General features: G+C 44.4%; 22 protein-coding genes. 11 read left to right on the top strand and 11 right to left on the bottom strand.

Annotation, left to right across the window (positions count from 1 at the left end; translation table 11 throughout):
• Both JEZ96_RS18575 and nrfD read left to right on the top strand, forming a co-directional pair.
• Positions 1-687, top strand: coding sequence for a 4Fe-4S dicluster domain-containing protein (locus tag JEZ96_RS18575; protein ID WP_011791121.1), 687 nt, complete (start codon positions 1-3; stop codon positions 685-687).
• Complete coding sequence (gene nrfD / locus JEZ96_RS18570) at positions 684-1,625, top strand: cytochrome c nitrite reductase subunit NrfD (protein WP_011791120.1); 942 nt, start codon at positions 684-686, stop codon at positions 1,623-1,625. The genes JEZ96_RS18575 and nrfD overlap by 4 nt, the downstream gene beginning before the upstream one ends.
• Before the next feature lie 278 nt (positions 1,626-1,903).
• Here the strand turns inward: nrfD and JEZ96_RS18565 are convergent, their stop codons facing one another.
• Positions 1,904-2,335 (bottom strand): Lrp/AsnC family transcriptional regulator, encoded by a 432-nt coding sequence (locus JEZ96_RS18565; protein ID WP_128090219.1) that lies wholly within the window; start codon positions 2,333-2,335, stop codon positions 1,904-1,906.
• A gap of 249 nt (positions 2,336-2,584) precedes the next feature.
• Between JEZ96_RS18565 and yjeH the strand changes: the two genes are divergently transcribed.
• Positions 2,585-3,847 (top strand): L-methionine/branched-chain amino acid transporter, encoded by a 1,263-nt coding sequence (gene yjeH, locus JEZ96_RS18560; RefSeq protein ID WP_011918453.1) that lies wholly within the window; start codon positions 2,585-2,587, stop codon positions 3,845-3,847.
• On the opposite strand, the gene JEZ96_RS18555 is transcribed toward yjeH, so the two are convergent.
• Positions 3,830-4,288 carry a tellurite resistance TerB family protein gene (locus JEZ96_RS18555; protein ID WP_025007992.1) on the bottom strand — a complete coding sequence of 153 codons (459 nt, stop codon included), beginning with the start codon at positions 4,286-4,288 and terminating at the stop codon, positions 3,830-3,832. The genes yjeH and JEZ96_RS18555 overlap by 18 nt on opposite strands.
• A 97-nt stretch (positions 4,289-4,385) precedes the next feature.
• Positions 4,386-4,916 (bottom strand): DUF2780 domain-containing protein, encoded by a 531-nt coding sequence (locus tag JEZ96_RS18550; protein WP_011791116.1) that lies wholly within the window; start codon positions 4,914-4,916, stop codon positions 4,386-4,388.
• Between the two features lie 189 nt (positions 4,917-5,105).
• On the opposite strand from JEZ96_RS18550, the gene JEZ96_RS18545 reads away from it, so the two are divergent.
• Together JEZ96_RS18545 and JEZ96_RS18540 are read left to right on the top strand one after the other, a co-directional pair.
• On the top strand, positions 5,106-5,813 hold the full coding sequence (locus JEZ96_RS18545; RefSeq protein WP_011791115.1) for a hypothetical protein: 708 nt from the start codon (positions 5,106-5,108) through the stop codon (positions 5,811-5,813).
• Positions 5,814-5,847: 34 nt separating this feature from the next.
• Positions 5,848-7,302, top strand: a complete 1,455-nt coding sequence (locus tag JEZ96_RS18540) for a DUF4145 domain-containing protein (protein WP_011791114.1) — start codon at positions 5,848-5,850, stop codon at positions 7,300-7,302.
• 9 nt (positions 7,303-7,311) lie between these two features.
• On the opposite strand, the gene JEZ96_RS18535 is transcribed toward JEZ96_RS18540, so the two are convergent.
• Positions 7,312-7,641: a hypothetical protein gene (locus tag JEZ96_RS18535; protein WP_011791113.1), complete on the bottom strand. Its 330-nt coding sequence runs from the start codon at positions 7,639-7,641 to the stop codon at positions 7,312-7,314.
• A 362-nt stretch (positions 7,642-8,003) separates the two neighbouring features.
• Here JEZ96_RS18535 and JEZ96_RS18530 point away from each other — a divergent pair, with 362 nt between their 5' ends.
• Positions 8,004-9,875, top strand: a complete 1,872-nt coding sequence (locus tag JEZ96_RS18530) for a methyl-accepting chemotaxis protein (RefSeq protein WP_014611743.1) — start codon at positions 8,004-8,006, stop codon at positions 9,873-9,875.
• Positions 9,876-9,977: 102 nt separating this feature from the next.
• On the opposite strand, the gene JEZ96_RS18525 is transcribed toward JEZ96_RS18530, so the two are convergent.
• Positions 9,978-10,949 carry a LysR family transcriptional regulator gene (locus tag JEZ96_RS18525; protein WP_025007993.1) on the bottom strand — a complete coding sequence of 324 codons (972 nt, stop codon included), beginning with the start codon at positions 10,947-10,949 and terminating at the stop codon, positions 9,978-9,980.
• A 113-nt stretch (positions 10,950-11,062) separates the two neighbouring features.
• Here JEZ96_RS18525 and JEZ96_RS18520 point away from each other — a divergent pair, with 113 nt between their 5' ends.
• A complete protein-coding gene (locus JEZ96_RS18520; protein ID WP_061783363.1) occupies positions 11,063-12,271 on the top strand; it encodes a multidrug effflux MFS transporter in 1,209 nt (402 codons plus the stop codon).
• A 123-nt stretch (positions 12,272-12,394) separates the two neighbouring features.
• Positions 12,395-13,000 carry a tRNA-uridine aminocarboxypropyltransferase gene (locus JEZ96_RS18515; RefSeq protein ID WP_014611742.1) on the top strand — a complete coding sequence of 202 codons (606 nt, stop codon included), beginning with the start codon at positions 12,395-12,397 and terminating at the stop codon, positions 12,998-13,000.
• A 390-nt stretch (positions 13,001-13,390) separates the two neighbouring features.
• Here JEZ96_RS18515 and JEZ96_RS18510 read toward each other — a convergent pair whose 3' ends face one another.
• Entirely contained in the window at positions 13,391-15,511 is a 2,121-nt protein-coding gene (locus tag JEZ96_RS18510) for a putative bifunctional diguanylate cyclase/phosphodiesterase (protein ID WP_011791108.1), read from the bottom strand.
• Positions 15,512-15,817: 306 nt separating this feature from the next.
• On the opposite strand from JEZ96_RS18510, the gene JEZ96_RS18505 reads away from it, so the two are divergent.
• From JEZ96_RS18505 to JEZ96_RS18495, 3 genes are all read left to right on the top strand, one after another.
• Positions 15,818-16,171: a hypothetical protein gene (locus JEZ96_RS18505; protein WP_025007994.1), complete on the top strand. Its 354-nt coding sequence runs from the start codon at positions 15,818-15,820 to the stop codon at positions 16,169-16,171.
• 70 nt (positions 16,172-16,241) lie between these two features.
• Positions 16,242-16,880 carry a class I SAM-dependent methyltransferase gene (locus tag JEZ96_RS18500; RefSeq protein WP_025007995.1) on the top strand — a complete coding sequence of 213 codons (639 nt, stop codon included), beginning with the start codon at positions 16,242-16,244 and terminating at the stop codon, positions 16,878-16,880.
• Between the two features lie 330 nt (positions 16,881-17,210).
• On the top strand, positions 17,211-19,268 hold the full coding sequence (locus JEZ96_RS18495; protein ID WP_025007996.1) for a TonB-dependent receptor: 2,058 nt from the start codon (positions 17,211-17,213) through the stop codon (positions 19,266-19,268).
• Between the two features lie 93 nt (positions 19,269-19,361).
• Here the strand turns inward: JEZ96_RS18495 and JEZ96_RS18490 are convergent, their stop codons facing one another.
• The 5 genes from JEZ96_RS18490 to JEZ96_RS18470 form a co-directional block, all read right to left on the bottom strand.
• A complete protein-coding gene (locus tag JEZ96_RS18490) occupies positions 19,362-20,345 on the bottom strand; it encodes a formate dehydrogenase subunit gamma (protein WP_011791104.1) in 984 nt (327 codons plus the stop codon).
• Between the two features lie 79 nt (positions 20,346-20,424).
• Positions 20,425-20,994: a formate dehydrogenase FDH3 subunit beta gene (gene fdh3B, locus JEZ96_RS18485; protein WP_011791103.1), complete on the bottom strand. Its 570-nt coding sequence runs from the start codon at positions 20,992-20,994 to the stop codon at positions 20,425-20,427.
• Positions 20,995-21,023: 29 nt separating this feature from the next.
• The gene (locus JEZ96_RS18480) at positions 21,024-23,876 is read right to left on the bottom strand and encodes a molybdopterin-dependent oxidoreductase (protein WP_025007997.1); all 2,853 of its coding nucleotides are present in this window, start codon (positions 23,874-23,876) and stop codon (positions 21,024-21,026) included.
• A 17-nt stretch (positions 23,877-23,893) separates the two neighbouring features.
• Positions 23,894-24,094, bottom strand: coding sequence for a twin-arginine translocation signal domain-containing protein (locus JEZ96_RS18475; RefSeq protein ID WP_025007998.1), 201 nt, complete (start codon positions 24,092-24,094; stop codon positions 23,894-23,896).
• Positions 24,095-24,481: 387 nt separating this feature from the next.
• Positions 24,482-25,510, bottom strand: coding sequence for a formate dehydrogenase subunit gamma (locus JEZ96_RS18470; RefSeq protein WP_011791100.1), 1,029 nt, complete (start codon positions 25,508-25,510; stop codon positions 24,482-24,484).
• Between the last annotated feature and the right edge of the window lie 13 nt (positions 25,511-25,523).

Here is a 25,523-nt window from a genome sequence, read left to right as displayed (position 1 = left end):
ATGGAAAATTCAAAAAGAAGATTTCTTAAAGGTACCTGTGCTTTATTAGCGGGTGCATCTGGCGCCTCACTTCTCGCCACTGTGAATGCATCAGGCAGTGTTAAAGCTGAAGCTGATGTGAAATATGCACTTATCCATGATGAAACTAAGTGCATTGGCTGCCAAGCATGTGAAGTGGCCTGCCGTGAAGTGAATAATGTGCCTGAAGGTGTTTCTAGGATTGAAATAAAAAGAGAAGGTCCTTTTGGCGAATACCCTAATCAGTTTTATCACTTTAGCCGCAAGTCTTGTCAACATTGTGAAGATGCACCCTGTGTGAATGTTTGCCCAACGGGAGCAGCGTTTATTGATAAAGAAACGGGCATTGTTTCTGTTGATGCTTGGAAGTGCGTAGGTTGCCAATATTGTATTGCGGCTTGTCCTTATCAAGTGCGTTTTATCCATCCTGTCACCCGTGCTGCGGATAAGTGTGATTTCTGCCGTGAAACGAACTTGGCTCAAGGTAAACAGCCTGCTTGTGTTGCTGCTTGTCCAACAAAAGCACTCGTGTTCGGTAATTTAAAAGATCCGACGTCAGAGGTTGTTCAAGTGCTGCGGTCTAATCCAACCCAACGCGCTAAGGTTGATCTCGGAACGCGACCTAAACTGTTCCGTATCGTTGCAAAATCAGGGGAGGTGACATTATGAGCGCACTGCATTTTGATACCTTAGTCTGGCATTGGCCGATTGCGATTTACTTGTTTTTAGCCGGTGTTTCAGCGGGTGCTATGTTCTTCGCTGTACTGTTAAAACATTTTGTACTTAAACATAACGCCTATCAGTCAGGTTTTGTGCAAGCTGCCTGTATTGTGGCTCCCGTTGCTGTCATGGCCGGGTTAGGTATTTTGGTCATTGATTTAACTAAACCGCTCGATTTTTGGAAGATTTTAGTGTTTTACAACCCTAAATCTGTCATGTCGATGGGTGTGCTTATTCTACTGATTTACCAAGTGTTTATGTTTATGTGGATAGGTATTACCTTCCGTAAGCCAGTGGATGCTTGGTGTGAAAAGCGTTTCCCGATAGTGCTTAAGTTGACGGCACTCTTAGCACGCTATGAGGCGACAATTACTGGCTTGTTAGTGATTTTCTCCTTGGCACTCGGGGCTTATACAGGATTTTTACTATCGGCCTTGCCTGGTTATCCAATGCTTAAAAATCCAGTGTTACCTTTGCTGTTTTTGGCATCGGGACTGTCTTCTGGTGCCGCATCTTCTTTACTGGGTGGTGTATTGCTCAATGGTAGTCCTAATGGTAAGGAAGTGCATTTTATCCATAAAGTTGAAATTCCACTGATTTTAGTCGAAATCGTGCTGATTTTTACCTTCTTTATGGGCTTAGTGTTAACGGGTGGACAGAGTAAAATTGCGGCCTTTAACGCCATTGGTTATGGCTTCTGGGGATGGATTTTCTGGCTCGGTATCATTGGTCTTGGTTTATCTGGCCCATTAGCAATGAATCTGTTTATGACGGCAACCTCTAAGCGCAAGTGGGCTTATGTGGCGGGTACAGCATGTATTAGTTTGATAGGTGTGCTGTTACTGCGAAACTTTATCCTTTACACCGGGCAAATGACCATTGCCTAACAGGGCAGAATACGTTGTTAGCAAGTATATCAATATCAGTGTTAAGGGATTCGACGGATTGCGAAAAACAGTGTCTAAGGAAAACACTGTGAGGTAACACCTCCAATAGCTATGACTGAACTATTGGGGATTGGTATCTCGCGCAATCCGTTGTCACAGGGAGGTTGCTGGGAAAGGAATCCATATTTTGTACTTAGGTATTTTGCCCTGCCTCCACAAGGGCTTCGCCACCTTTATTCCTTAGGGGTGGCGCTTCTTGCTAGGGGGCAAAACTCAATTTACTCGCCTAAATTATTGATCCATTCACTCATCACTATATGGGTTTTAATCTTGGTTATATCGGAATGAGCATCAATATATTCACGGATCTCATGTAAACGGCGCATTGATGGCGTTTGGACATAAACCAGTAAATCCATATCCCCAGAAATACCACGGCATGTAATGACTTCAGGGATGGCTTGAAAGATATGCACGACGTCTGCGCAGCGTGAGCATTTGTGTTGGATCTCAAAATAGGCCGACACACCTTCTTTTTGCGATTCGCTCAAAAGGACTTGATAACCGCGGATCACTCCAGATTGTTCTAATTTCTTAATTCGCTCTGCAATGGCGCTGCGGGAAAGGCTTACTTGTTCAGCAATATGTGACACGCTCTGGCGTGCATTTTGACGTAAACAGTTAATGATTGCAGTATCGAACTTATCCAAATTGGGCTCCAGTGCAAATAGTGATATTGAATCAGTGCGCTATTTTCCATTGGTTTTAGTCACAATGGAATGGGCAGAGTATTAGGCGCACTATTTTACCGAATATTAAGTCGGCCGTCATTTTGATGGGAATAATCCCATTTTCCGTGATTTTGCTTGTGTAGGGCGTGGATAACACAGAAATTCACGGCAGATTGTGGCGTAAAATCTCATTATACTGTCGACTCAAAAATCATTGAATATTAACTGATGAATGCACATAGCGGAACAATAGGTCGTTGGCAAGGGGCTGGCTTAATGGCGACCACTTTACTGGGTACTGGGGTATTTATTTTGCCACAGATCACCATCGAAAAAGCCCATTCTGGCGCACTTGTGGCTTGGTTGTTATTGACCTTAGCCATTATTCCCGTTGCTTTAGTGTTTGGCCGTTTGGCGAGTGTATTTCCCCATGCTGCAGGTCCTGCCTATTTTGTTGAAAAAGCCTTTGGTCGTACAACGGGACGTACTATTGGTCTGATTTTTTTGCTGGTGGTTCCCATTGGTGCCCCCGCCGCGATCTTGATGACTTTTCAATTTGTGAATGCACTTATTCCATTAGAGGGTTGGCCTAAGGTTGGTTGCGAAATTTTGGTGATATTGGGACTATTTTTACTCAATTTACGGGGCATTCAAGTGTCGGCCAAACTGCAATTTGGTTTAACCCTATGCATAGTTGCTGTGGTGGTGATGTTATTTGGTGCAAGTAGCTTACAGCCTGGGCAGCTGACTTCACTTGCTAGCCACGGAATGCCGCAAATGTCAGCCGTAATGGTTGCTGCGGGTATCGCTTTTTGGAGCTTTTTAGGTATTGAAGCTATGACTCATCTTGCCGATGATTTTCGTCGGCCACAGCAGGATATGATCCCGGCGATGATGATGGGGACTATGCTGGTGGGCGTTATTTATGTTGCTTGTACATTTTTACTGCTGCTCGTGCCTACGGATGAAAGTGTTGCCATGATAGGTGTCTTTGATCAATTGCTTGGTGGGTATGGCGCTCAAGTTATCGGGGTTTTAGGCATTGCCAGTGGCCTTGCAACGGTAAATGTTTATGCGGCGAGTGCGGCTCGTTTGATCTGGAGTTTTAGTTGCGATGGCATTTTACCGCGTTTTTTTGCGGTCAAAAATAATCACGGTGTTCCTATTCGCGCATTGGCGGCATTACTCTCGGTTATGGCAAGCGTGATGGTGTTAACCTATTTGACTGGGCAGGAATTAGAGCATCTGATTGCGTGGAGCAATGGCGTTTTTGTGGTGATTTATCTGATGGCGATGTTAGCTGCGGCTAAATTATTACCAAAGCAAAACTTGCCCTTAGTCATATTAGGGTGTGTTTTCTGTTTGGCGTTAGGAATTGCGCTGGGTGCTAGTATGGCCTATGTGTTGGTATTGGTCATAGTCGTTGCGCCTTTTCTTTGGTGGCAAAAGACGCATATAAGCCGCAAACAAAGCTTAGTTATCCCTGACTGACTTCATCGCAAGGTTGCGCATCTGGATAAGTTCACTGTGCTTGAGATACAACAAGTCAGCGGTACGGCGAATAATTTGGTCTTCGTATTGGGATAATTGTCCATCGGCATAAGCGAGTTGCCACATTGCCAATAACAGTTGTTGCTTTTGCTCTAGGCTAAATTCGGCATTGATAGCGCTCGTAAATTCAAAGAGTGATGTTGCATTACCTTGTACTTGTTTAGCATCATTGATAAGAGCGTTGGCATCGTCATCTGTCATCGACAGGGTATCGGTAAGGAGCTTAGGCAACAGTGCCATTTCTTCAGCGGCCAATGTTTCATCGGCAAAAACGACTTCTAATAACATGCTGGCTGCGGCTAATTTAAGCTGATGCGCCTTATCTTCAGGGGACACGGCTTGGGTGTGTGATTGAATAAATCGCTTTAGTTTCGCAATCATAGAAAGGCTTTTCTCATGCTAAAGAGGATATTAGGTAGAGTGATTTAAGGTGTAAAAGTTCACCCTAAACAACTGTGGTTTAGGGTGGCTACGGCCATTAGAGTAAGGAATTTAGGCCTTTCATCAGTAGATCCGATGTGCCCTCTGTGCCATTGGTTTCAAGGTATGACTTCGCAATATTGATCATTGGCATAGCGAGTTCTTGTGAGATCCCCAGTTTTTCGAAAGCATCTAATACCATAGCACCACCTTGGAGCGATGAACCGAGATTGCCAGCTTTAGATAACAAGCCTGATACGCCTGAGTTTGCATCAAGTTTAGGGGCTGCGGCCAACAGACTCTCGGCATTAGGAATGCTGGCAGCCAATGTTGAATAATCGCTCGAACCAAGGCTAGATTGTGCAAGCCCTAATAAACTGCCTAATCCACCTTCTGCTTGGGTTTGGTTTAAGCCCAGTTGAGACATCACATTACCCACCAGTTCATTGGATTGGGTTGCATTAACAGTTGCGACTGTCTGTTCGGTTTTGGCTTGAGTACCCGCTAGATTATCTAACCAACCAGCATGAACGGGTGTGGCCATAATAGAGGTGCCAAGGAGAAGAGATAGCGTGATGACGTGTTTCATATGAGGTGTCCTTTAAGGTGTTGCGCGCAATTAAAGGAGACAGTTTAGCGGCTTTGATGTCGTTGTTGCAGTAGTTTTCTGTGATTTCCTGTTCACACTGGTGATTTCTGCTGTGCATTGGTCCGGGATTTTCGGTATCCTAGCGGCAATTCTCTGTGTTAATTTATTTCAATTATTTTGGAAAGTCGCATGTCACTATCCGCAATTTTAACCGAAGCCTATAACTTTTTCCGTAATCATCTCGTGCAACTTGCCATGTTGACAGTGCCATTGCTGTTAATTCAAGTGGGTATTCAGCTATGGCTTGGGGCTGAGATGAGTAAAGCCGATCTTGAAAATCCTCAGTTTGGCGCGCCACATATGCTTGCGATGATGCTGTTACTCCTTACTTTCTCGGTATTGATCGCAGCCTTAACATTGTTTTTAGAACTCCGTTCTCAGGGGCATCATCCTTCTGCTGGTATGGTGTTGAAAGCCAGCTTACCTTTTGTGCCGCCGTTATTACTCGCAGGGGTATTCTCTGGTCTAGCGATTTTGGCGCCAGTGATGTTATTTGCTGCTTTTGGCCCAATGTGGTTGATAGGACTCGTGATCAGTTTTTATCTCTTTGCCCGTTTAGCCTATGTGAACTTTATGGTGGTGGTCGAACGCTTAACGCCACTGGAAGCCATAAAAGGAAGCTTCAGTTTTAGTGGCCCAATCGTATTAAAAACAATCGCATTATTAATGCTTTATTTGCCATTGGCAGTGATCAGTAGTCAGTTAGCGAGTATTGCAGCTATGGGCGGTTTACCTTTGCAAATGCTGGTAGATACTTTTATGTCCTTTATTGGTTTATTCGTTAATTTGGCCCTATTTCGTTTGTATATGGTATCTAAAAAACCGACAGTCGAATAAGGTAAGCGAGTACTCCCTATAGAGGTAAGCATCGATGGCGACTAAGGTTGTGATAAAGGATAGTGATTTTATCCAAGGTTTTTCCGCCAATCTTGTCGATGATTACCTCTGTGCAAAAAATTATGTTAAGGACGTACCGACTCAGTCATTACTGCATATTCGCAGTTTTACACATAAGCTGACCGAGTTGTTGGGGCAAGATAAGCGGATTGAGTTCTCAAGCCCCAATTTGTATGACCGTATCGAGCAGTTAAACCAAAAACGCCTGATTGATGTTAAAACAACCCGTGCCTTACACCGCTTACGTGCCGACGGTAACCGTGGCGCCCATCCAGAAAAATATCATCTTACCCAAGAGCAATTACTCGCTTTAGCCCAAAAAACGATTAAAGATGTACTGACATTAGTTGAGCACTTATATCCTAAGGTGGCAGGATGTGTTGCTCCTAGGTATCAATACAAAGCGAGTGATTCAGTAACGGTTAAAGACCTCTGCTATCGCGCTGTGATGGAAGATGATCCTAATGCTCAATATTTGGTAGGTATTTCGCTAAAAACAAAGGCTTTTATGCTTAAGGATCAAGCGCTTTCTTGGGCTGATCAAGCTGATGATGTTTTGGCCACGCATGCGGAGTTAACTAATAATGTGAGTGCCCAAGCGGCGGATACTTTTGCGAAGGCGGCTTATTGGTTTTCCCTTGCGGCACCCAAAAATATGGACGCTTTGTACGAACATGGCGTTGCACTGATCCACGGTTATCAAGGCGTGCCAGATATTGCTAAGGGAGAACAAGCTATTGCTGTTGCGGCAGAGGCCGGTGTTGTTAATGCGATGGCACTTTTAGGGTATTTTTATCTAGTGGGCAGTGAGTCATTGGCTCAGGATTTAGAGCTAGCGCAGCAATATTTACAGCGTGCAGCCGATGGTGAACAAGCGGAGGCCATGGCAAACCTTGGCGTATTACATTATCAGCGTGAAGATTTGACTCAAGCCTATCACTTTATTCATAAAGCGGCGCAGGCTGGCTATCCCCATGCCCAGTATCATCTGGCATTAATGCTCGCTAATGGCGAGGGTTGTTCTCGAGATCCTATCGCTAGCGAATATTGGATGGCTGAAGCCGCAGAGCAAGGACAGTTAGATGCCATGTTTATGCGGGCACAACATATGCTCAACGATGACAATGCATTCGGTAGCGATTTAACCCAAGCTGAGCATTATTTGCGTGAAGTGATCAAATATGGTCATAGCGTTCCTGCAATGATAGAGCTGAGTATGGCATTAGCCGATGGGATGTTGGGCAGAATTGATGTGGTTGGTGCAGCGGCATTACTGAATTTAGCTCGGCGTTATGCCAATGAAAAGGAGGCTGAGATTATCGAACCTCTTTGGCTTTCATTGGCATTACAAGTAGATAAGGTACTCGAAATGACAGTCGATCCCGCAGAGATCCACAGCCTTAAGCGCGCGCAGACTTTACTTGCCTAAATCCGTCAATTAACGCTCATCCTCTTGATGCTCAAAAGTGCGTCCTTGATGATGAGTCGCGTGTGGCTCACGAACAATATGGGGAGATGAATAACCCGTTGACTCAGTAGTATGAGTTGTCTGCGTGTGCGCTCGATTAAATTTTGCCAATTGGCGCGCGACATAAATACGGCTAAATAATACTAAGCACCCTAGTGTAATTGCGCCGAATAACAGCACAAAAGGAAGTAAAAACAGTGATAAGCAGATAAGGCTTACACTGAGCGCCATGGCTAACCAAGCCCGTGGGCCAGAAATTCGGGTCTGCATTGGGCTCTGTTGGAACTGTTGATAAATCATAAGAACTCCTAAATAGGCAGTGGACGTTTAGTGTGCAATAAAAAAAAGCGAGGGGTCACGTTAAACTTGGTTAATTTACGTTCTTTTACGTCCACAGAGATCCTGTTGTTGTTACTTTTTATGAAATGTAACTATTGAGCATGGAATGTGTGTTTATTTTGATTTCATTGGTTGATTTCATGTTTTATATGAATGGTAGATCATGATACTAAAAGTGATTTCTTTGTTTGTTATACAAAATATGCGAAAATTCTGGTCAATTTCTGATAGGTTTTCTGCCACCTATGTAACTTTATTACCATGGTTCAGCGATACCGATTAGTTTGCCCAGCTATCCCTTGTCACTAATAATAGACGCCAATATGAACTCATACTCGCTCAAACAGAAAATCCTCATTTCGGTGGTAATCGCCCTTTCGCTCGTGATTGGTTTATTGTCATGGCAAAGCTATTCCAGTCAAAAATCCCTACTGTTACAGAACAGCCTCGAGCAGGTTCAGCGGCTAGGCGATCAACAGGCTGAGCGTATTCAAGAATGGCTATCTGGGCGTCAAGATATTGTTGGAGCACTTGCAAGCAAGGTTGAAGGTGACACTTTAAACACATTGCAACAAGCTCAAGCATCGGGTCGGTTTCAGTTGACCTATTTTGGTGCTCAAACAGGGCAAATGTTGGATTCTGATCCCAGTATTGATCGTACAGGTTATGACCCTCGTAGCCGCGCTTGGTATCAGCAAGCGGTTAAAGAGCGTGGCCTTATTCTGACTAAACCCTATATGGATGTCGCCTATAACATCTTGGTTGTGACGATGGCGCAGGCAATTCCTACTGGTGTTGTTGGTGGGGATTTATCGATTGCCAGTCTGGTGGACAGTGTGAATCGGATGAAATTACCCGCAAATGGTTATGCCATCATGATACATAAGGATGGGACTGTTATTGCTTATAAAGATCCCACCAAGGCGATGCAACCCATCAGCAATATTGACAGTAACCTAAACCATAATCTGCCTGAACAAAGCCGTAAAGTTGGCGAGCTGCTCTCTATGCACTTTGAGCATGAAGGCAGAGATAAGTTAGTTTGGGCTGTCGATATCCCTAATACTGATTGGGAGCTAGTATTAGTGCTTGATAAGGAGACCTTAGAAGCACCGCTCACTCGTTTGCTATTGGTGCAGCTTGGATTATCGGCATTAGTTTTGTTATTGAGTGTATTAGCGATTTCGTGGCTTGTTAATGTGCTTTTAGGTCCTTTGAGTCGAGTATCTCAAGCCCTAGCTCGCATCGCCGATGGTAATGGTGATTTAACCCAGCGTATCGAAGTCGACACTCAAGATGAAGTGGGTGTACTTGCTGACAGCTTTAATCGTTTTGTGGGGAGTCAACATCAGCTTATCAGCCATATTCGCCACTTAGCTAACGAATTAGATGCGGATGCTGAACGTAGTCTAACCACTACGCAAACTTCCGTTTCTGAGTTACAACGTCAGCAGCAGGAGGTCGCTATGGTTGCCACAGCGGTGACTGAAATGGCAAGTGCCACTAATGAGATTGCAGCTAATGCTGAGAATACTGCGACTGCGGCGCAGCAATCGGCAGCGAGTAGTTTACAGGGTAAGGACTTAGTGCATAAAACCCGTAACTCGATTAACTCACTTGCTAATGAGGTTTCTCAAGCAACCGATGTGATTGGTGATTTGAGCCGTCACGCTCAGTCTATTTCGAGCATTCTGGGCACAATTCAAGGGATTGCAGAGCAAACTAACTTACTGGCGCTTAATGCCGCAATTGAAGCGGCTCGTGCGGGTGAGCAGGGACGAGGTTTTGCCGTTGTTGCGGATGAAGTGCGAGTCTTATCGCGCCGCACGCAAGATTCGACCCAAGAAGTGCATACCACCATTGAAACACTGCAACGCACTACTGCTAGGGCTGTCACTCTGATGGAAAGTAGTCAAGCCCTTGCGGGTAACAGTGTCGAGGATGCTAACGCAGCGGCGAAAGCTTTGGAAGAAATTACCCAAGCTGTGAATGTGATTTCAGATATGGCTGGGCAGATTGCCACCGCTGCGGAAGAGCAAACTCAAGTCACGGGTGAAATTACTCAAAATACCGTAGCGATTAAGGATGTAACCGATGAGATCACGGCCTCTGCTATGGCTGACTTAGCTCAGGCTAAGGCACTTAAAGCGCGCGCAAATGATCTGAATGCCCAAGTTGCAACGTTTATCCTTTAAACACGATGATTAATTGTTAGCTTGATATTAAGCCCGATAATGCTTTTGCTTTATCGGGCTTAGTTTTTGTCACCTTGAAATAACAGGAGATAATTGAAGTTGTTAGGTGATATCAAGCGGATTGAATAATGTAGCAACACTCTGACAAATCGTTTCTCTAATCCATTTATGCCCTTGATCTTCATCATTTCTTTGATGCCATAACAGCACATAGGCCATAGGCATAAATTCAAAGGGGAGGGGAATTTGTTTTAACGGATAAAGTTGGCAAGCATGGCGAGCAAAACTTGAGGGTAGCGTAAAGATTAAATCACTGTGGGCGCAGACGCTGGCTGCACCATAAAAATCTGGCACAGTAGTGCTGATTTTTCGCCTATGTCCGAGATCTGCAAGAAAGTAATCCAATGCCCACCAATCGCTCCCTTCGCAGCGTACTTGTACATGGGCCATATCGAGATAAAGTGATAAATTCCATTGCGCTGACATAAGGGCAGCCATTGATGGATGATCTTCTTGAATAAGACACACTTGCTCATCGGTAAACAATGTTTGGCAGGCAATGCCTTCGGGTAACCGGTCTATTTGTGGATCGGAAAGCGGGTGTAAGTCGCGACCAGAAATCCCAAAATCAATTTGCCCTTGCTGTAGATCATGCATGGATTTTTCAGTCCAGACATAGGAGTCTAGCTTTATATTGGGTGCAGTATTCAGCAAAGGGCCGATAAAATAAGGAATTAAGGTTTCGTAGGCACTTTCGACCATGGCGAAGGAAAATTGTCTGTTGCTGCTTGCTGGATTAAAAGTCGGTGGTTGAGTTAGTTGATACAAGTCCTGCAAAATATTCGGGAGTTTTTGCCCAAGATTCAGGGCGTGCGCCGTCGGTTTTAGGCCGTGTGCGGTACGTTGGAATAGCGGATCGTCTAAGGTTTCTCGCAGTCTATTCAAACTCTTACTTAGAGCCGATTGACTGATATGTAGTCGGCTAGCAGCTCTTGTCACACTCTGTTCCTCGAGGAGAACTTTGAGTATGACCAACAGATTAAGATCGATTCTGGCTAAGTTATCTAAGTTCATAGATATTCCTAAAAGGAAATTCACTTTGGAAATTATACCATTTCTGTTCATACCTTGATTTATTTAAAATAGCGCCCACTGAAATACCTTTACCTGATCAACTGAGATTATTTATGCGGCGCAATCTATTACCTATCCTTATGTCTATGGTGCTGCTTAGCCCATTGGCCATTGATATTTATCTACCTTCAATGCCAACTATGGCAGCAGAATTCGCCGTATCCGCCAGTGAAGTTCAATCGACTCTGGTATTGTTTTTATTTGCCATGGGTTTAGGGCAAGTGCTTATTGGCCCATTGGCGGACCGCTATGGTCGTCGGCCTGTGGCATTATTTGGTGTGTTACTTTACGGCGCAAGCAGCCTTTTAGCCGCAGCGGCTATCGAGTTTCATTGGTTGCAAATTGCTCGCGTATTACAGGGATTGGCCGCCTGTTCGACGTCAATTGTGGTGTTTAGTGCGGTCCGTGATTGTTACACGCAAAAAGAAGGCGCTAAGATTTACAGTTATTTAAATGGCGCAATTTGTGTGATTCCAGCACTCGCTCCGACATTAGGTGGACTGTTAGCGATGCAATTTGGCTGGCGTTCGACCTTCGTATTTATGACCTTATATGCGATGTTGATGATGCTCGTGGTGGGTTATCGTTTGCCCGAAACTCGCCCCGCTAATACAGTCACCACAGGGCCTTTATACCGTTGGGGTCGATATAAACCAGTATTAAGCAATACCCACTTTTTGTTTTATGCCTTTGCCTGTATGTCGGCTATGGCTGCCATTTTGAGCTATGTCTCTTATTCGCCAGTATGGTTAATAGGCCACTTAGGCGTATCTGAACTGGCTTTTAGTGGTCTGTTTGGTCTCAATGCGTTAGTTAATATCGTGGCTTGTTTTGCGGCGCCAGTCGTTATTCGTAAATTAGGTAACCGCCCAACGGTGATCTTAGCCCTATCGTTACTTGTTCTATCCGCAATCTTTATTCTTGGGGCTCAGCAATTTGGTCCAAGCGCGGGAATGGCTGGTGCCTTTGCTTTTATGCTACCTATGATGCTGTTATGTATCGGTTTTGCGCTATTGCTCGGTCCTGCTACTAGCATGGCTTTATCTGCCTTTGGCGAGCGGGCTGGTACTGCTGCTGCCATGCTTGGATTTATCCAGATGAGCGGTGCATCAGTATTAACAGGACTCGTTCAACAAACAAATTTAACGGCGCCTTACGCAGTTGCTCTAGTGATGGGCGTATTTTCTATTGGCTTATTATTGATGATGGCGTTGAGTCGCTTCGACCATTGGCATCAGGAGCAGTTACACCACTCACATTAAATACCTGAACACCCTTTGCCCGCAGCAAGTTTGACCATAAGCTGCGGGCATTTTTTATTGTGCCTGCTGATTTATCATCCTTTGATATACTCCTGCGATACACGGTTTAGTAGAGAATAAGATTTGACCCGTCACTATTGTGTTGCTTGTCGCTATCCATTAAATGCCTGCCTTTGTGGGAGTATTCAACCTATTTATCCTTCGACGCGATTGGTCGTTTTACAGCATCCCAGTGAGGTTGAGCATAAGAAAAATAGTGTACGGGTGTTAAGCCTTGCGGTACCAGAGACTCAAATCTATGTGGGTGAAGATGAACATGATTTTAGTGAGTTGCGTAATGACTTAACTAAGCATGATCAGCCCATTTATCTTGTCTATCCTTCGGATAATAGTGTGAGCGTTGAAGCGCAAGATATTAGCCCTAATTGCGTATTGTTGTTACTTGATGGTACCTGGCGTAAAGCCTTTAAAATGCTACAGCTTAATCCTTGGCTAAACGAATATCCTGCGGTGCATTTAGCTGAGGGCTATGAGTCAAGATACAAGATCCGCAAATCAAGCCGTAGCGATAGTTTATCGACCTTAGAAGCCAGTGCTTATATGCTAAGCGCACTTGACCCTTTGCTCAATGTTGCGCCTGTCATCACGGCTTTTGATGCCATGGTGGAGATGCGTATAAAGGCTATGCCACCTGAGATTCAGGTTCGCTATCGTGAATTTAGTGAATAAATCCAACGATATGAACTGGCTTGTTAGAATATTTAGATATAGATAAGTGCTTTTAAGTTATCGATTTTTTGAGCTATCGTACGAATAAAATTAGCAAAAGTCTTATTCAGATCACGCTAACTTAATGCAAAACGCGGTTTAATAGGCACGATTCATTTGCACTGCAAATGATGAGATAGCTTTGCCAGCCAATTGCTTTGCAGGGGAGTGATTCCATTTTTTTGATGGTGTGCTGGCAGGGCTATCGAGCCTACCCTAAGTGTTTTACCGCAAGCATAAATAATCCCGTTGTTTCCGATAGCCAAATAACAAGCCGTGAACTTTTTTGGGGCTGTAAGGGCGACCAACACGTTTGGGGCTGTAAGGGCGACCAACACGCCAAGTTTGATGCTAGGCGATGTGTTTTTCGACTAAAAAGGTTTGGGTGAAGTGTTCGACAGCACTGGGGTAACCGAATAAAAATCCCTGAGCAAATCCTTGTCCCATGTCGGTCATGATGTCTTTTTGTTGTTGTGTTTCAATTCCTTCTGCCACAAAATGAATATCTAGCGCCTGTGCCAATTGCACGATGGCATAGCAGAGCTTTTGCCCTGAGATATCGTTTAAACGTAGGGCAAATTCTGCATCTATTTTTACGCTATCAATCGGTAAGGTACCCAAGCGGCTAAGTGAAGATAGTCCTGTCCCAAAGTCATCAATGGCAATACTAACACCTAGTGATTTGATGCGATTAAGCGTTAATCTCGCTTGTTCAGGTTGACGCAGCAGTGCTGATTCGGTGATCTCTAAAATCAATGCATCAGCGGGTAGCGCAGCCATTTCTAAGGCATTTATCACTTGTTCAACAAAATCGACATGCTCTAGCTGTAGTGGTGAGACATTGACCGAAATTTTAAAATCAGATTGATACTGTGATCGCCAAAGTGTTGCTTGTTGGCAGGCTTGTTCGAGTACCCATTGGCCGATGTTAACAATTAACCCTGTTTCTTCGAGTAGTGGGACAAATTCTGAAGCCTCATAGTGCTCAGTGGGAGATTTTTGCCAGCGCAGTAAAGCCTCCGCCGCGATGGTTTGGTTTGTGTGTAAGTCTACGATAGCCTGATAAACTAATTTGAACTGTTTTAGGCTATGCGCATGTCTTAAACTATTAATCAGTTTCAGCTTTATTTCAGCCGCTTGACTCATTGATTTGTCATAAAACACTAAATGTGGCGGGCTCTTTTTAGCGCAGTACATGGCGGTATCTGCCAAGCTTATTAATTGCGTTGCCTGATCACTATGGGTAGGGAAAAGAGCAATACCAATACTTGTGCCAAGGAAGAATTTTTGCCCTTCGATTTCAAAAGGGCTGTCAAATAGACTCAGAATTTGTTCAGCAAAGAGTTGAATTTCTTCTTTACAGCTACAGTCTTGAAGTATAAGGGTAAATTCATCTCCTCCCATGCGGGCAATATCGGCTTTTTCGATACAACCGGCTTCTAGCCTTGCTGCAACCAATTGTAAAACCCTATCACCCATTGAGTGGCCAAAGCTGTCGTTGATATTTTTAAAACCATTGAGATCTAAAAACATCAAAGCGCCTAAGAGATTTGGGTCAGTTTGTAATTTTTCTAGCGCGCTATTAAGTAATTGTTTTAAGTGAAAACGGTTGGGTAAGCCTGTCAGCGTATCATACATGGCCCGAGTGGTGAGTTGGGTCTCCAACTGCTTTTGGGTACTGATATCACTAAAAATATTAACGTGGTAAGGGGTTTCCCCATCAACCACAATTCGGCGGCTACTTTGCCATGCAGGAAAAGTGCTGCCATTTGAACGCTTTTTAAGTGTTTCACCTTGCCAAGAACCACGTTGTTTTATCGCCAGTTGACAGTCGGTTTCTTCACCTTGGCTAAGATTGCGAGATTCTAACATTGCAGGCGTATGGCTAATCAGTTGCTCTGCGCTATACCCACAAATACGGCACATGGCTTTGTTAACGGCAAGGATGCGGTTATCGTCATCTGTGATATAAACGGCTTCGGCACTTTCCTCTAAGGTTGTTGATAGTATTTCTTTGGGAATGTGAGCAAAACCATCTGTAATGGCCTCTCGCACGTGATTGCGACGGTTAAGAGCTTGTAGTTCGACTAGTACCACGGGTTGTTGCTGGAGATAGCATCGATATAAATTAATGCGTGTTGGTAGCTCGCGACCTTGTTGGTTTAAATGTAACCAATTAAATTCGACATGATTACCCGCGATAGCTTCGAGTATCATTTCTCTAGCAAATTCAACACTATTACGCCCAGATGATTGGATTCTCGGTGAGAAATCATAGGGTGTTGCATTCACAAACGCATCGTAATGAGTGCCAAAATAATTTAACGTTGCGCGGTTGGCGCTGATAAAGCTAAAACCTTGGATAAGTGCTAGCGGTGTTTGATCGGGATGGGTTTGCCAAAGAGACAGCTTTTCTCGCAATACGGGATCGTCCGTACTGAGTTTATTGAGTAAGTGTTGCCATCTAATCATTCAGGATACTCCCTGGTAACTCTCACGAGTCACATCCCATTCCATAGGTATTTCGTTTATAAAGAAATTGCCTAAATAGTACATTATTTAAGTGGGGTTAAAAATAAACCTAATTAGTGTTTCACTCAAATAGAAAAATAAAAAACTGTAGTTTAACACTTATCTTTACCCTGATTATGGGGTAAACCATGCTGAATAACCTAATATTCATAAAATATTATGCTATGTTGGACGCTGGGTATCGAGTGCGGTGAGCGTGATAATAAAGGTCATAGGTTGGCATTTTCAATAAATGAGGTAGGGATAATGGCATTATTGAAATCACTTATTTGGTTCGTATTGAGTTTGGCTCTTTTTCTACCCACTGCAAATGCAGATGAGCAAAAACCTCAATTAATCCTAGAGCAAAAGGCGGATAAAGCACGAATCGACTTTTTGCAAGTAGAACAACTTCAATTAGATAAAGCTCGAAAAGCAGCGAAAGAAACCGTTGAGCGGGAAGAAAAAGTTAGTGGAACACTCCAAACCAATGAGTGGGAAGAGCAGCAAAAAATAAAGGCAAAGAAGCAATTTGATGAAAGGGAGAGCCGTGAGCAAAAATATTTACGTGAAGCTAAAGATGCGGTCGCAAAAGAGCGTAAAATAATCCCTAAGCCTTGATAGTTATCTCTGCCGTTATAGAAATGCCGATTAACTTGAATCGACCATCTACAATCTGTAGGAATTATTTTTGAATATCTGTCCCTTATGCCATAGCACTGAATTAGTTGCTTACCATCAAGATAAAAAACGCTGTTACGATCAATGCCAAATTTGTCAACTCGTTATTGTACCGCCTGAGTTCTATCTTTCAGCCGAGGCAGAAAAAGCGGAGTATGATAAACACGAAAACTCTCCCTATGACGTCGGCTATCAGCGTTTTTTAAACCGAACACTCGACCCATTACTCGCCCGTTTTGAACCTTCCTCCAAAGGTCTCGACTTTGGCTGCGGTGAGGGAATGGCACTTAGTTTGATGGCGAAGGACCGTGGTTATCAGGTTGCAAATTTTGATATTTATTACGCCAATGATCCTACAACATTAACTCTTCAATATGATTTTATTAGCTTAACTGAAGTTATTGAGCATGTCAGTGATGCTGCAGGCTTGCTCAATCAGCTTGACAAGCTATTAAAACCTAAAGGTATTTTGGCTGTGATGACTAAGCGGGTGTACAATCCTAGCGCTTTTTCTACATGGCATTATAAAAATGATCCTACCCATATCAATTTTTATTCCGAAGCGACCTTCAACTGGATTGCCCGCAAATATGATTGGCGGTTGGAGCTTGTCGATAAAGATGTTGTGTTCTTTCACAAGCTCTGTTGATTCTGTTATATCGCTTTTGCCTTTATATCCCCAAGTTATCTGAAGATATGAATTTAAGATAAGTTGAACACTGATTTAATGTTTTTATTTATCAGATGATTAACATTTGATAAGTCGTGGTACTCATCTATTGCCAATGACATCTCGCATACCGCTTCCCGTAACGCTAAATCTAGCGACTCAGTCGTATTCTGAATTTGATATCAATCACACCTTTTGATGACAATATAAATGATAATCCTTCTCAGTTAGTTTTAAGGTTATTTTCATTTAAACGGTTGTTATCTTAGTTAACAGCTTTCTATCACTTACAGTCATTTGAGGATTTTCATGGAACACCGGGCATTTAAGAAAAATATTATCGCCGCTATTATTTCGAGTTTGGGAGTCTCTTCTACTTATGCAGCAGTTGAAGCAGAATCAACGGAACCCATTGAAAAAATTACCGTATATGGTGAAAAAATTGAGCGTAGCTTGAAAGACACCACCTCATCTGTTTCTGTTATCGACAAGGATTCACTGGATAGCGGTCAGTATCAATCTGTGTCAGATGCATTATCTGAAATCCCTAACGTCGTCGTGCTGACTGGCTCTGTGCCTGATATTCGCGGTGTTTCCGGGAATGGCTCCGCCTCTGGATTTAACTCTTTTACTGGTGGTGCTAGGGCGCGGGTTTCTACACTTGTCGACGGTGTTGCTGAACCTTTTGTTGCCGACCTTACTGGTGATACAGGTTTATGGGATATACAGCAAGTTGAAGTATTTCGAGGTCCTCAGTCGACGATCAATGGCCGTAATAGTATTGGGGGCACTGTATTTATCAAAACAGAGGATCCGACATTTGATTGGCGTGGCGCTGCACGTTTAGGCTACCGAGATCAGAATAACTATGTCGACAGTGCTGTAATGGTATCCGGTCCTATTTTAGACGATGAGTTAGCGTTTCGGCTAAGTGGCCAAAACGTGACAGGAGAGACCTATAATAAGGGATTGGTATATGAAACCAACCCTGCCCCGTTTGATCTAAATGAGTTAATTACAAACCGTTGGCGTGGCAAATTTTTATGGCAGCCAAGCGCTATCGAGGAGCTCAAAGTTCTTTATAGCTTTTCCTATAACGACGAAAAAGGTGATTCGGGTCGTAACTATTTTTCAGGTGATGATCCATGGGCATATCGACCGATTCTCCAACGTTATATTGAAACAGAATCGACAACGCATTCAGTCAAAGTTGACTATGACTTAGGTTCGGGTAGAGCGTTAGACTTGGTTGTGGCTTATATGGACTATGACTGGGGTTCTAAGTCCTATGAGGCTTTAGTAACAGCACAGCAATATGTTGATATGAAAGACGAGAGCTATACCGTTGATGGTAAATATAGTTTTGGCTTAAATGACCGTGATTTTAACGGATTTATCGGGCTTGCGTATTATGAACGTAGCCAAGATTTTGGTAGTACAGGAAGTTCTGTTTATACGGGTGATGACAGCAGTTCCTCTTTATCCATTTATGGTGAGTTAACCTATGGTTTAGCCGAGTCGCTTTGGCTTACTGTAGGCGGTCGCGTGATGCGCGATGAGCAAAAACGGAATTTTTCGATGTTGTATCGTGGTACTCAGCTTGAGGAAAAACTCGATAATGACAGCACCATTACCTTGCCTAAGTTGGTATTGCAATACGCCATCACGGACAATACCACCTTAGCTGCCAGTGCTCGCCGTGGTTATAACTCTGGGGGTGGAGCCTTATCCTTAGCTGAAAGCGAATATTATTACTACGATGAGGAATTTGTTGATACCTATGAACTCAGTGCGCGAAGCATGTTTTTAGGTGGCAATGTTAATTTGAGCGCTAACTTATTCTATAACGATTTCGATGGTTATCAGGCATCCAATCAAGCCCGTAAAATTACTAATGTTGATAAAGCAGTAACTTACGGGATTGAAACTGAGTTAAGTGCAATGCTAACCGCTAACTGGCAGGTGATTACAGGTGTTGGTTTGCTCGACAGTGAAATCAAAAAAGTTGATTCCAGTTATGGTGATATTGTTGGCAATCAACTTAATTCCGCTCCCCATGTGACGGCGAACCTTGGGGTCAAATATTGGCTAAATGATGCCTTCTCCGTTGGCGTATCGGGTAACTATGTGGGGGAATATTTTGCAGATATTGATAATACAGAATCAAGGATTGCAGGTGATTATGTGGTTGCTCGTTTAAGTGTCGATTATCAGAAAGATAACTGGAGAATCAGTGGGTTTATCAACAATATGTTTGATGAGCAAGCAATGACAGTGAATGAGCCACCTAGTGCTAATTATGTTAATGGTTATGCCGCTATTATTGATCCACGCAATCTTGGGGTATCGGTTATGTATAGCTTTTAGGTTATCGGTGAAATAAAGGATTAAGTCTTTTCGAATAAAAACCCTCTGTGATCACTCACAGAGGGTTTCTTTTTATCGTAGAGCTAACAAGCATCACTCTTTATATTTTAACGTGCCGTTAGCTTTAATTTCGTCATACCACAGGTTGTGGTGTTGGGTTGCCCAGTTCTCATCACAGTAGCCAGACACCATACATTCCATACCGCCTTCTGACATCACTGTTGCCATAAAGATGTGCACGATAGAGAAAGCACAGATCACGATAGCACTCACTGAGTGCAGTACCAGGGCGATTAAGCTTAATGTACGGCTAGGTTCGAACAGGTTAGGGAAGAGTAACAGCATACCTGATGCAGAGATAATCAACCCGAACAGGGCAAATGCCCAGAACCACATTTTTTCACCTGCGTTAGCAAAGCCTGCGTCAGGGTGCTTACCTTTGAATGGTCCGAAGTTGATGTAACCACCAACCACCATAAACCACTTCACATCGTACATTTTAGGTAGCTGGTTTTTCGCCCATAGTGTGGTCATCAATGCCCAACCTATCATGAAGGGAATCGCCATCACATCATGGATTTGCTTAGCACCGTAGACAATGGCTTCCCAGATCCCAGCACTTAACCAAGGTTGGAAGAAGAAACGACCTGCCAGTAAGGTTAAGCCAGTTAAAATCAACAGTAAGCACGGAATCGCGCCTAACCAGTGGATTGAAACATCAAACTTAGACCAGCGATGCACTAACTTGCCTGAAAAACCATGGTGTAGCTTAGAAATGCCATTCACCTTGATAAATAAGACAAAGATAATAATCATACCGAATAGTGCTGCCATTAAGGCGGGTGCTAACCAGTCGCTACGTAACTCCAATACTCGTAAATCATAGGTATTGATTGGCTGGGCATGAAACTCACTTTGTGAGGTAGTGTATCCCGTGGCGCCATCCTTCAGTTGCGCCCAAATTTGGGCATCAGACTGTTGAACTTGAGTCGCCAGTTCATCACCACCATTGGCTATACACACAGCACTAAATAGCAGTGCTATGGCTAAGCCTATGTGTTTGAACCATTTGTTCATCATACATCCTCTCTCACTTAGTCGCGCCCACCTAAGTAGGCGCTAAGCTAAGTCTATGGACAGATCCTGTTGACCTGAATTAATTCCAAGCCGCGTTTTTAGCACCACGGTAAGCCATACGCTCACGGAAGATGCTTGAAACCACTTCAGCATCACCCGCTAACAGGGCTTTAGTGGCACACAGTTCTGCACACATAGGTAGCTTGCCTTCGGCAATACGGTTTGCACCGTATTTTTGGCGTTCAGCATCTGAGTGGTTTTCTTCTGGGCCACCGGCACAGAATGTACATTTATCCATCTTACCGCGACTACCAAAGGCACCTTTTTTCGGGAACTGTGGTGCGCCAAATGGACAAGCGTACAAGCAATAACCGCAACCAATACAAGCATCTTTATTATGTAGCACTATGCCGTCATCGGTTCTGTAGAAACAGTTTGCTGGACAAACTGCCATACAGGGTGCGTCTGAGCAATGCATACAAGCGACAGAGATGGATGCTTCACCACGTTGACCGTCATTGATTGTGACTACGCGGCGGCGTTGGATCCCCCACTCGAGAGCGGAGTCGTTTTCGTTTTTACAGGCTGTGACACAACCGTTACATTCGATGCAGCGCTTGGTATCACACAAAAATTTCATAGTAGCCATAATGGCAATTCTCCTAGCTTAAGCTGCACTTACGCTTTAACGATCTGACAGAGTGACGCTTTGGTTTCCTGCATTTGTGTCACAGGATCGTATCCATAGGTCAGCGCAGTGTTACAAGACTCACCGATAACATAAGGTACAGTGCCTTCTGGATAGTTCGGCGCTAAACTCTCACCGTGCATCACACCCGCAAAGTGGTACGGCATAAAGGTCACGCCTGGCTTAACGCGAGGCGTTACCATAGCTTGCACCTTAATACGGCCACCTTCGGCACCTTCTAACCAGACATTTTCTCCGTTACGAATACCGCGATCGGCAGCGTCGGCAGGGTTAATTTCAACAAACATTTCCTGCTGAAGTTCAGCTAGCCATGGGTTAGAACGAGATTCCTCACCACCACCTTCGTATTCAACCAAGCGACCAGAGGTCAGTACCAGTGGGTACTTACCGCTTAAATCCTTTTCTTGGATTGACTTATACAATGTGGGTAGACGGTGTACTTGCATATCGTCATAGGTTGGGTATTTCGCCACTAAGTCACGACGTGCTGTGTATAACGGTTCACGGTGTACAGGCACTTGGTCAGGGAAAGTCCAAACAATACAACGGGCTTTAGCATTACCAAAGGGGATACAGCCGTGTTTGATTGCCACGCGCACAATACCGCCTGACAGGTCAGTCTTCCAGTTTTTACCATCGGCTTCGGCTTTTTCCTCGGCGGTCAGATCATCCCACCAACCCAATTGCTTGAGCATATCGGCAGTAAATTCAGGATAACCGTCTTTGATTTCCGCACCCTTAGAGTAAGTGCCGTCGGCTAAAATGCTTTGGCCGTTGTATTCAACACCATAACGAGCACGGAAGTTACCACCGCCGTCTTTCACGTGTTTGGCTTGGTTATACAGAATTTGAGTACCCGGGTGTTTCGCTTCTGGTGTACCCCAACATGGCCAAGGTAGACCGTAGGTTTCGCCCTTCGCTGGGCCGCCTGCGGCTTCGAGCGTTTTGTTGCTGAAGGTGCCCCAGTTTTGGGTGTGCAACTTGATACGCTCAGGGCTTTGACCTGTCATACCGATAGTCCACATACCGCGGTTGATTTCGCGGGTAATGTCTTCGATCACGGGTAAGCCGTTTTCTTTGGCTATGCGTTTAGTGTACTGCTCGTCAATGCCGAGTTTTTGCGCTAAACGGTACATGATTTCGATGTCGGTTTTTGACTCGAATAACGGTTGGATAACCTGCTCACGCCATTGGATTGAACGGCCTGAGTTAGACACTGAACCTTGAGTCTCAAACTGAGTTGCTGCAGGCAGCAGATATACACCATTCTTACGACGGTGCATAACGCCCGCCATTGTTGGGAATGGGTCGACAACCACTACTGTGTCCATCTTGTCTAGGGCATCACGCACTTCACGCTGACGGGTTTCGGTGTTGACCGATTGTCCCCAGAAAAACGCCATACGGATATTGTCTTTCTGCGCTAACTTGCTCTTATCTTCTAACACGCCATCGTGCCAACGAGAACAAGGAATACCCGGTGTCGTCATTGGATCTTTGCCAAGGTAGGCGGTTTGATCGAATCGACCTTTCACCCATTCCATGTCCAGATCCCACACATGGGTCCAGTGACTCCATGCTGCAGAGGTTAAACCGTAGTAACCGGGTAAGTTATCAAATAACAAACCTAAGTCAGTGGCGCCTTGTACGTTATCGTGACCACGGAAAATGTTAGTACCGCCGCCTGACACGCCCATATTGCCCAGTGCTAATTGCAGAATACAATAAGCACGGGTGTTCGCGTTACCGACGTGATGCTGAGTACCACCCATACACCAAATTACCGTGCCAGGACGGTTATCAGCCATTAATTTAGCGGCTTGATAGACATCGGCTTCGCTCACGCCAGTGATGTTTTCGACTTCTTTAGGTGGGAACTTCTTCACTTCAGCACGGATACTTTCCATCTCGAATACGCGGTGCTTGATAAAGGTTTTATCTTCCCAACCATTTTCAAAAATGTGCCATAACATACCGTAGATAAACGGAATATCAGTGCCTGGGCGAATTGCACAATGCAAGTCTGAATGCGCAGCAGTGCGAGAGAAACGTGGGTCAACGACGATGATTTTCGCGTTGTTTCTTTCTTTCGCGATCAGAATATGTTGCATAGAAACCGGATGTGCTTCCGCAGGGTTTGCCCCGATCAGGAAGATGGCATTGGCGTTCTGGATATCGTTGAAAGAGTTAGTTTGCGCACCGTAGCCCCAAGTGTTAGCAACACCAGCTACCGTGGTAGAGTGACAAATACGAGCAGAGTGGTCGATATTGTTTGTGCCCCACATCGCCGCTAACTTGCGGTACATGTAGCAACCTTCGTTAGAAAACTTAGCGCTCCCCATGAAGTACACTGAGTCTGGGCCTGACTCTTTACGAATATTGAGCATTTGATCGCCCACTTCGTTAATGGCATCTTCCCAAGAGATTTTTTTCCACTTGCCATCAACCAATTTCATTGGGTATTTCAGGCGTTTTTCACCGTGACCATGCTCACGCAGTGCCGCACCTTTAGCGCAGTGGCCGCCGGCATTGAATGGGTGATCGAATGCGGGTTCTTGACCTGTCCAAACACCGTTTTGTACTTCGGCATACAAACCACAACCTACTGCGCAGGCACTACAAATAGTACGTTTTACTTCGATTGGCGCATCATGTGGTACTTCTTTGGCTTCGACGCGGCGCATCATGCCAGTACCCATTAGTGAGGCTGCAGCAATACCACCAGTAGCAATACCAGCTTGCTTCATAAATTGACGACGGCTAATGCCGAGTGTCGGTTTGTCTGCCACTGGGGCGATATTGGACTTGCGAGTTAACTTCATCGCTGACTTCTCCTAGATTAGCTGCGCAGGCTATCGTAATAGCTAGTGATATGCGCAGTTTCGTGGTAACCATTTGATTTCTTTTCGGTTACCGTGCTGCTTTCGTTGGCTTGTGCCACGCTTATGCCCGTTGCGGCAATAGCGGCACCCGCTACACTTCCAACGGTGAGCGCTTTAAGCAAAGAGCGGCGAGATAAATCGCTGGGTTGCTGCTTCATGCTGACTCCTGAAATTAGGGTTTATGTTTATTGGAATTGCGCGACTTTTCGTTGTCATAAAATTTGTTAGCAAAAAGTGAAGATTAGAAGTGAAAATGATAATGAAATCATCCTGTTCGCTGGTAATCATCGCGCGTGGCGGCAATATAGTGGGAACGATTGTGCGGGGAATTGATCTAGAACAGTTTGCGGACTTGAAATAGCACATGGTTATCTAAAAGCGTTAACTTGCTCATAGTTTGGAGTGTAAAGTTCACTCAAATCATAAATGAATGCTGTGTGTTACTATTATGTAAATTGTTGATTTTTTGTGGTGTATTTTGAGCGGGATAAAAAAACACCCCGTAAAAAGGGGTGTTTTTAGTGGTAAAAAAAGCTGCGTTTTACCTAGTCTTTATATTTTAAGCTGCCGTTAGCTTTGATCTCGTCATACCAGAGGTTGTGGTGCTGGATTGCCCAGTTTTCATCACAGTAACCTGACACCATACACTCCATACCGCCTTCACTGAGTACCGTCGCCATCCAAATATGCACTATGGTAAAGGCAATTAGGATGACTGCACTGATAGCGTGGATCAGTAGTGCTGCCATTGAGGCTTCACGGGGTAAGTCTAAGCCGGGTAAGACTAACATGATGCCGGAAACACTGATAAATAGACCGAATAAGGTCAGTGTCCAGAACCACATTTTTTCACCAGCGTTGGCAAAACCACTGTCAGGATGTTTACCTTTGAATGGGCCAAAGTTGATATAACCACCGACGACTAAAAACCATTTTAGATCATACATCTTAAAGGTTTGAAGCGGCATCCATTTCACCACGCAGAACGCCCAAGCCACGATAAAGACGGGACCCGCCCAATCGTGAATCGTTTTACTGCCGTAGATCAATGGCGCCCATAGGTCGGGCCCAAGCAGAGGTTGTATTACATGCCGTCCCAACATAATGGTTAAGCCTGTAAACATCAGTGCTAAGCAGCTTGTTGCCATTATCCAGTGGATCCATAGATCCGCTTTAGACCAACGAGCTACTAACTTACCCGAAAAGCCATGGCTAAGTTTTGAAGGACCATTCACCAAATAAAACACTAAGAAAGCACCAAATACTCCAGTCACAGCTAGCGCCATCACGGGAGTTAAGTATTCATTCCTCAGTTCTTTTCCTTGGTTACCGGCAACGTTAATCAACACCCCAGTTTCGACACCTTTTGCAGTGGTATAGCCGGCATCGCCCGCTTTTACCGCACGCCAAAGGTCGGCATCGCTGGTTTGCGCTTTCGCCTGTTGTTGACTCGATTGCTGATCACTTGCTTGAACTGGACTTGAGCTCATTACTGAACCCAATCCCAATCCCATGACTAGCACTAACAGAGCAAACAGACTACGCAGTGATTTGTTTAACTGTTTGTTTAACATTGTCACTCCTTGC

The sequence above is a fragment of the Shewanella putrefaciens genome (assembly GCF_016406325.1).
Lineage (GTDB): Bacteria > Pseudomonadota > Gammaproteobacteria > Enterobacterales > Shewanellaceae > Shewanella > Shewanella putrefaciens.
The sequence above is the reverse complement of the archived record's forward strand: the minus strand, read 5'-3'. Positions and strand labels throughout refer to the sequence as shown.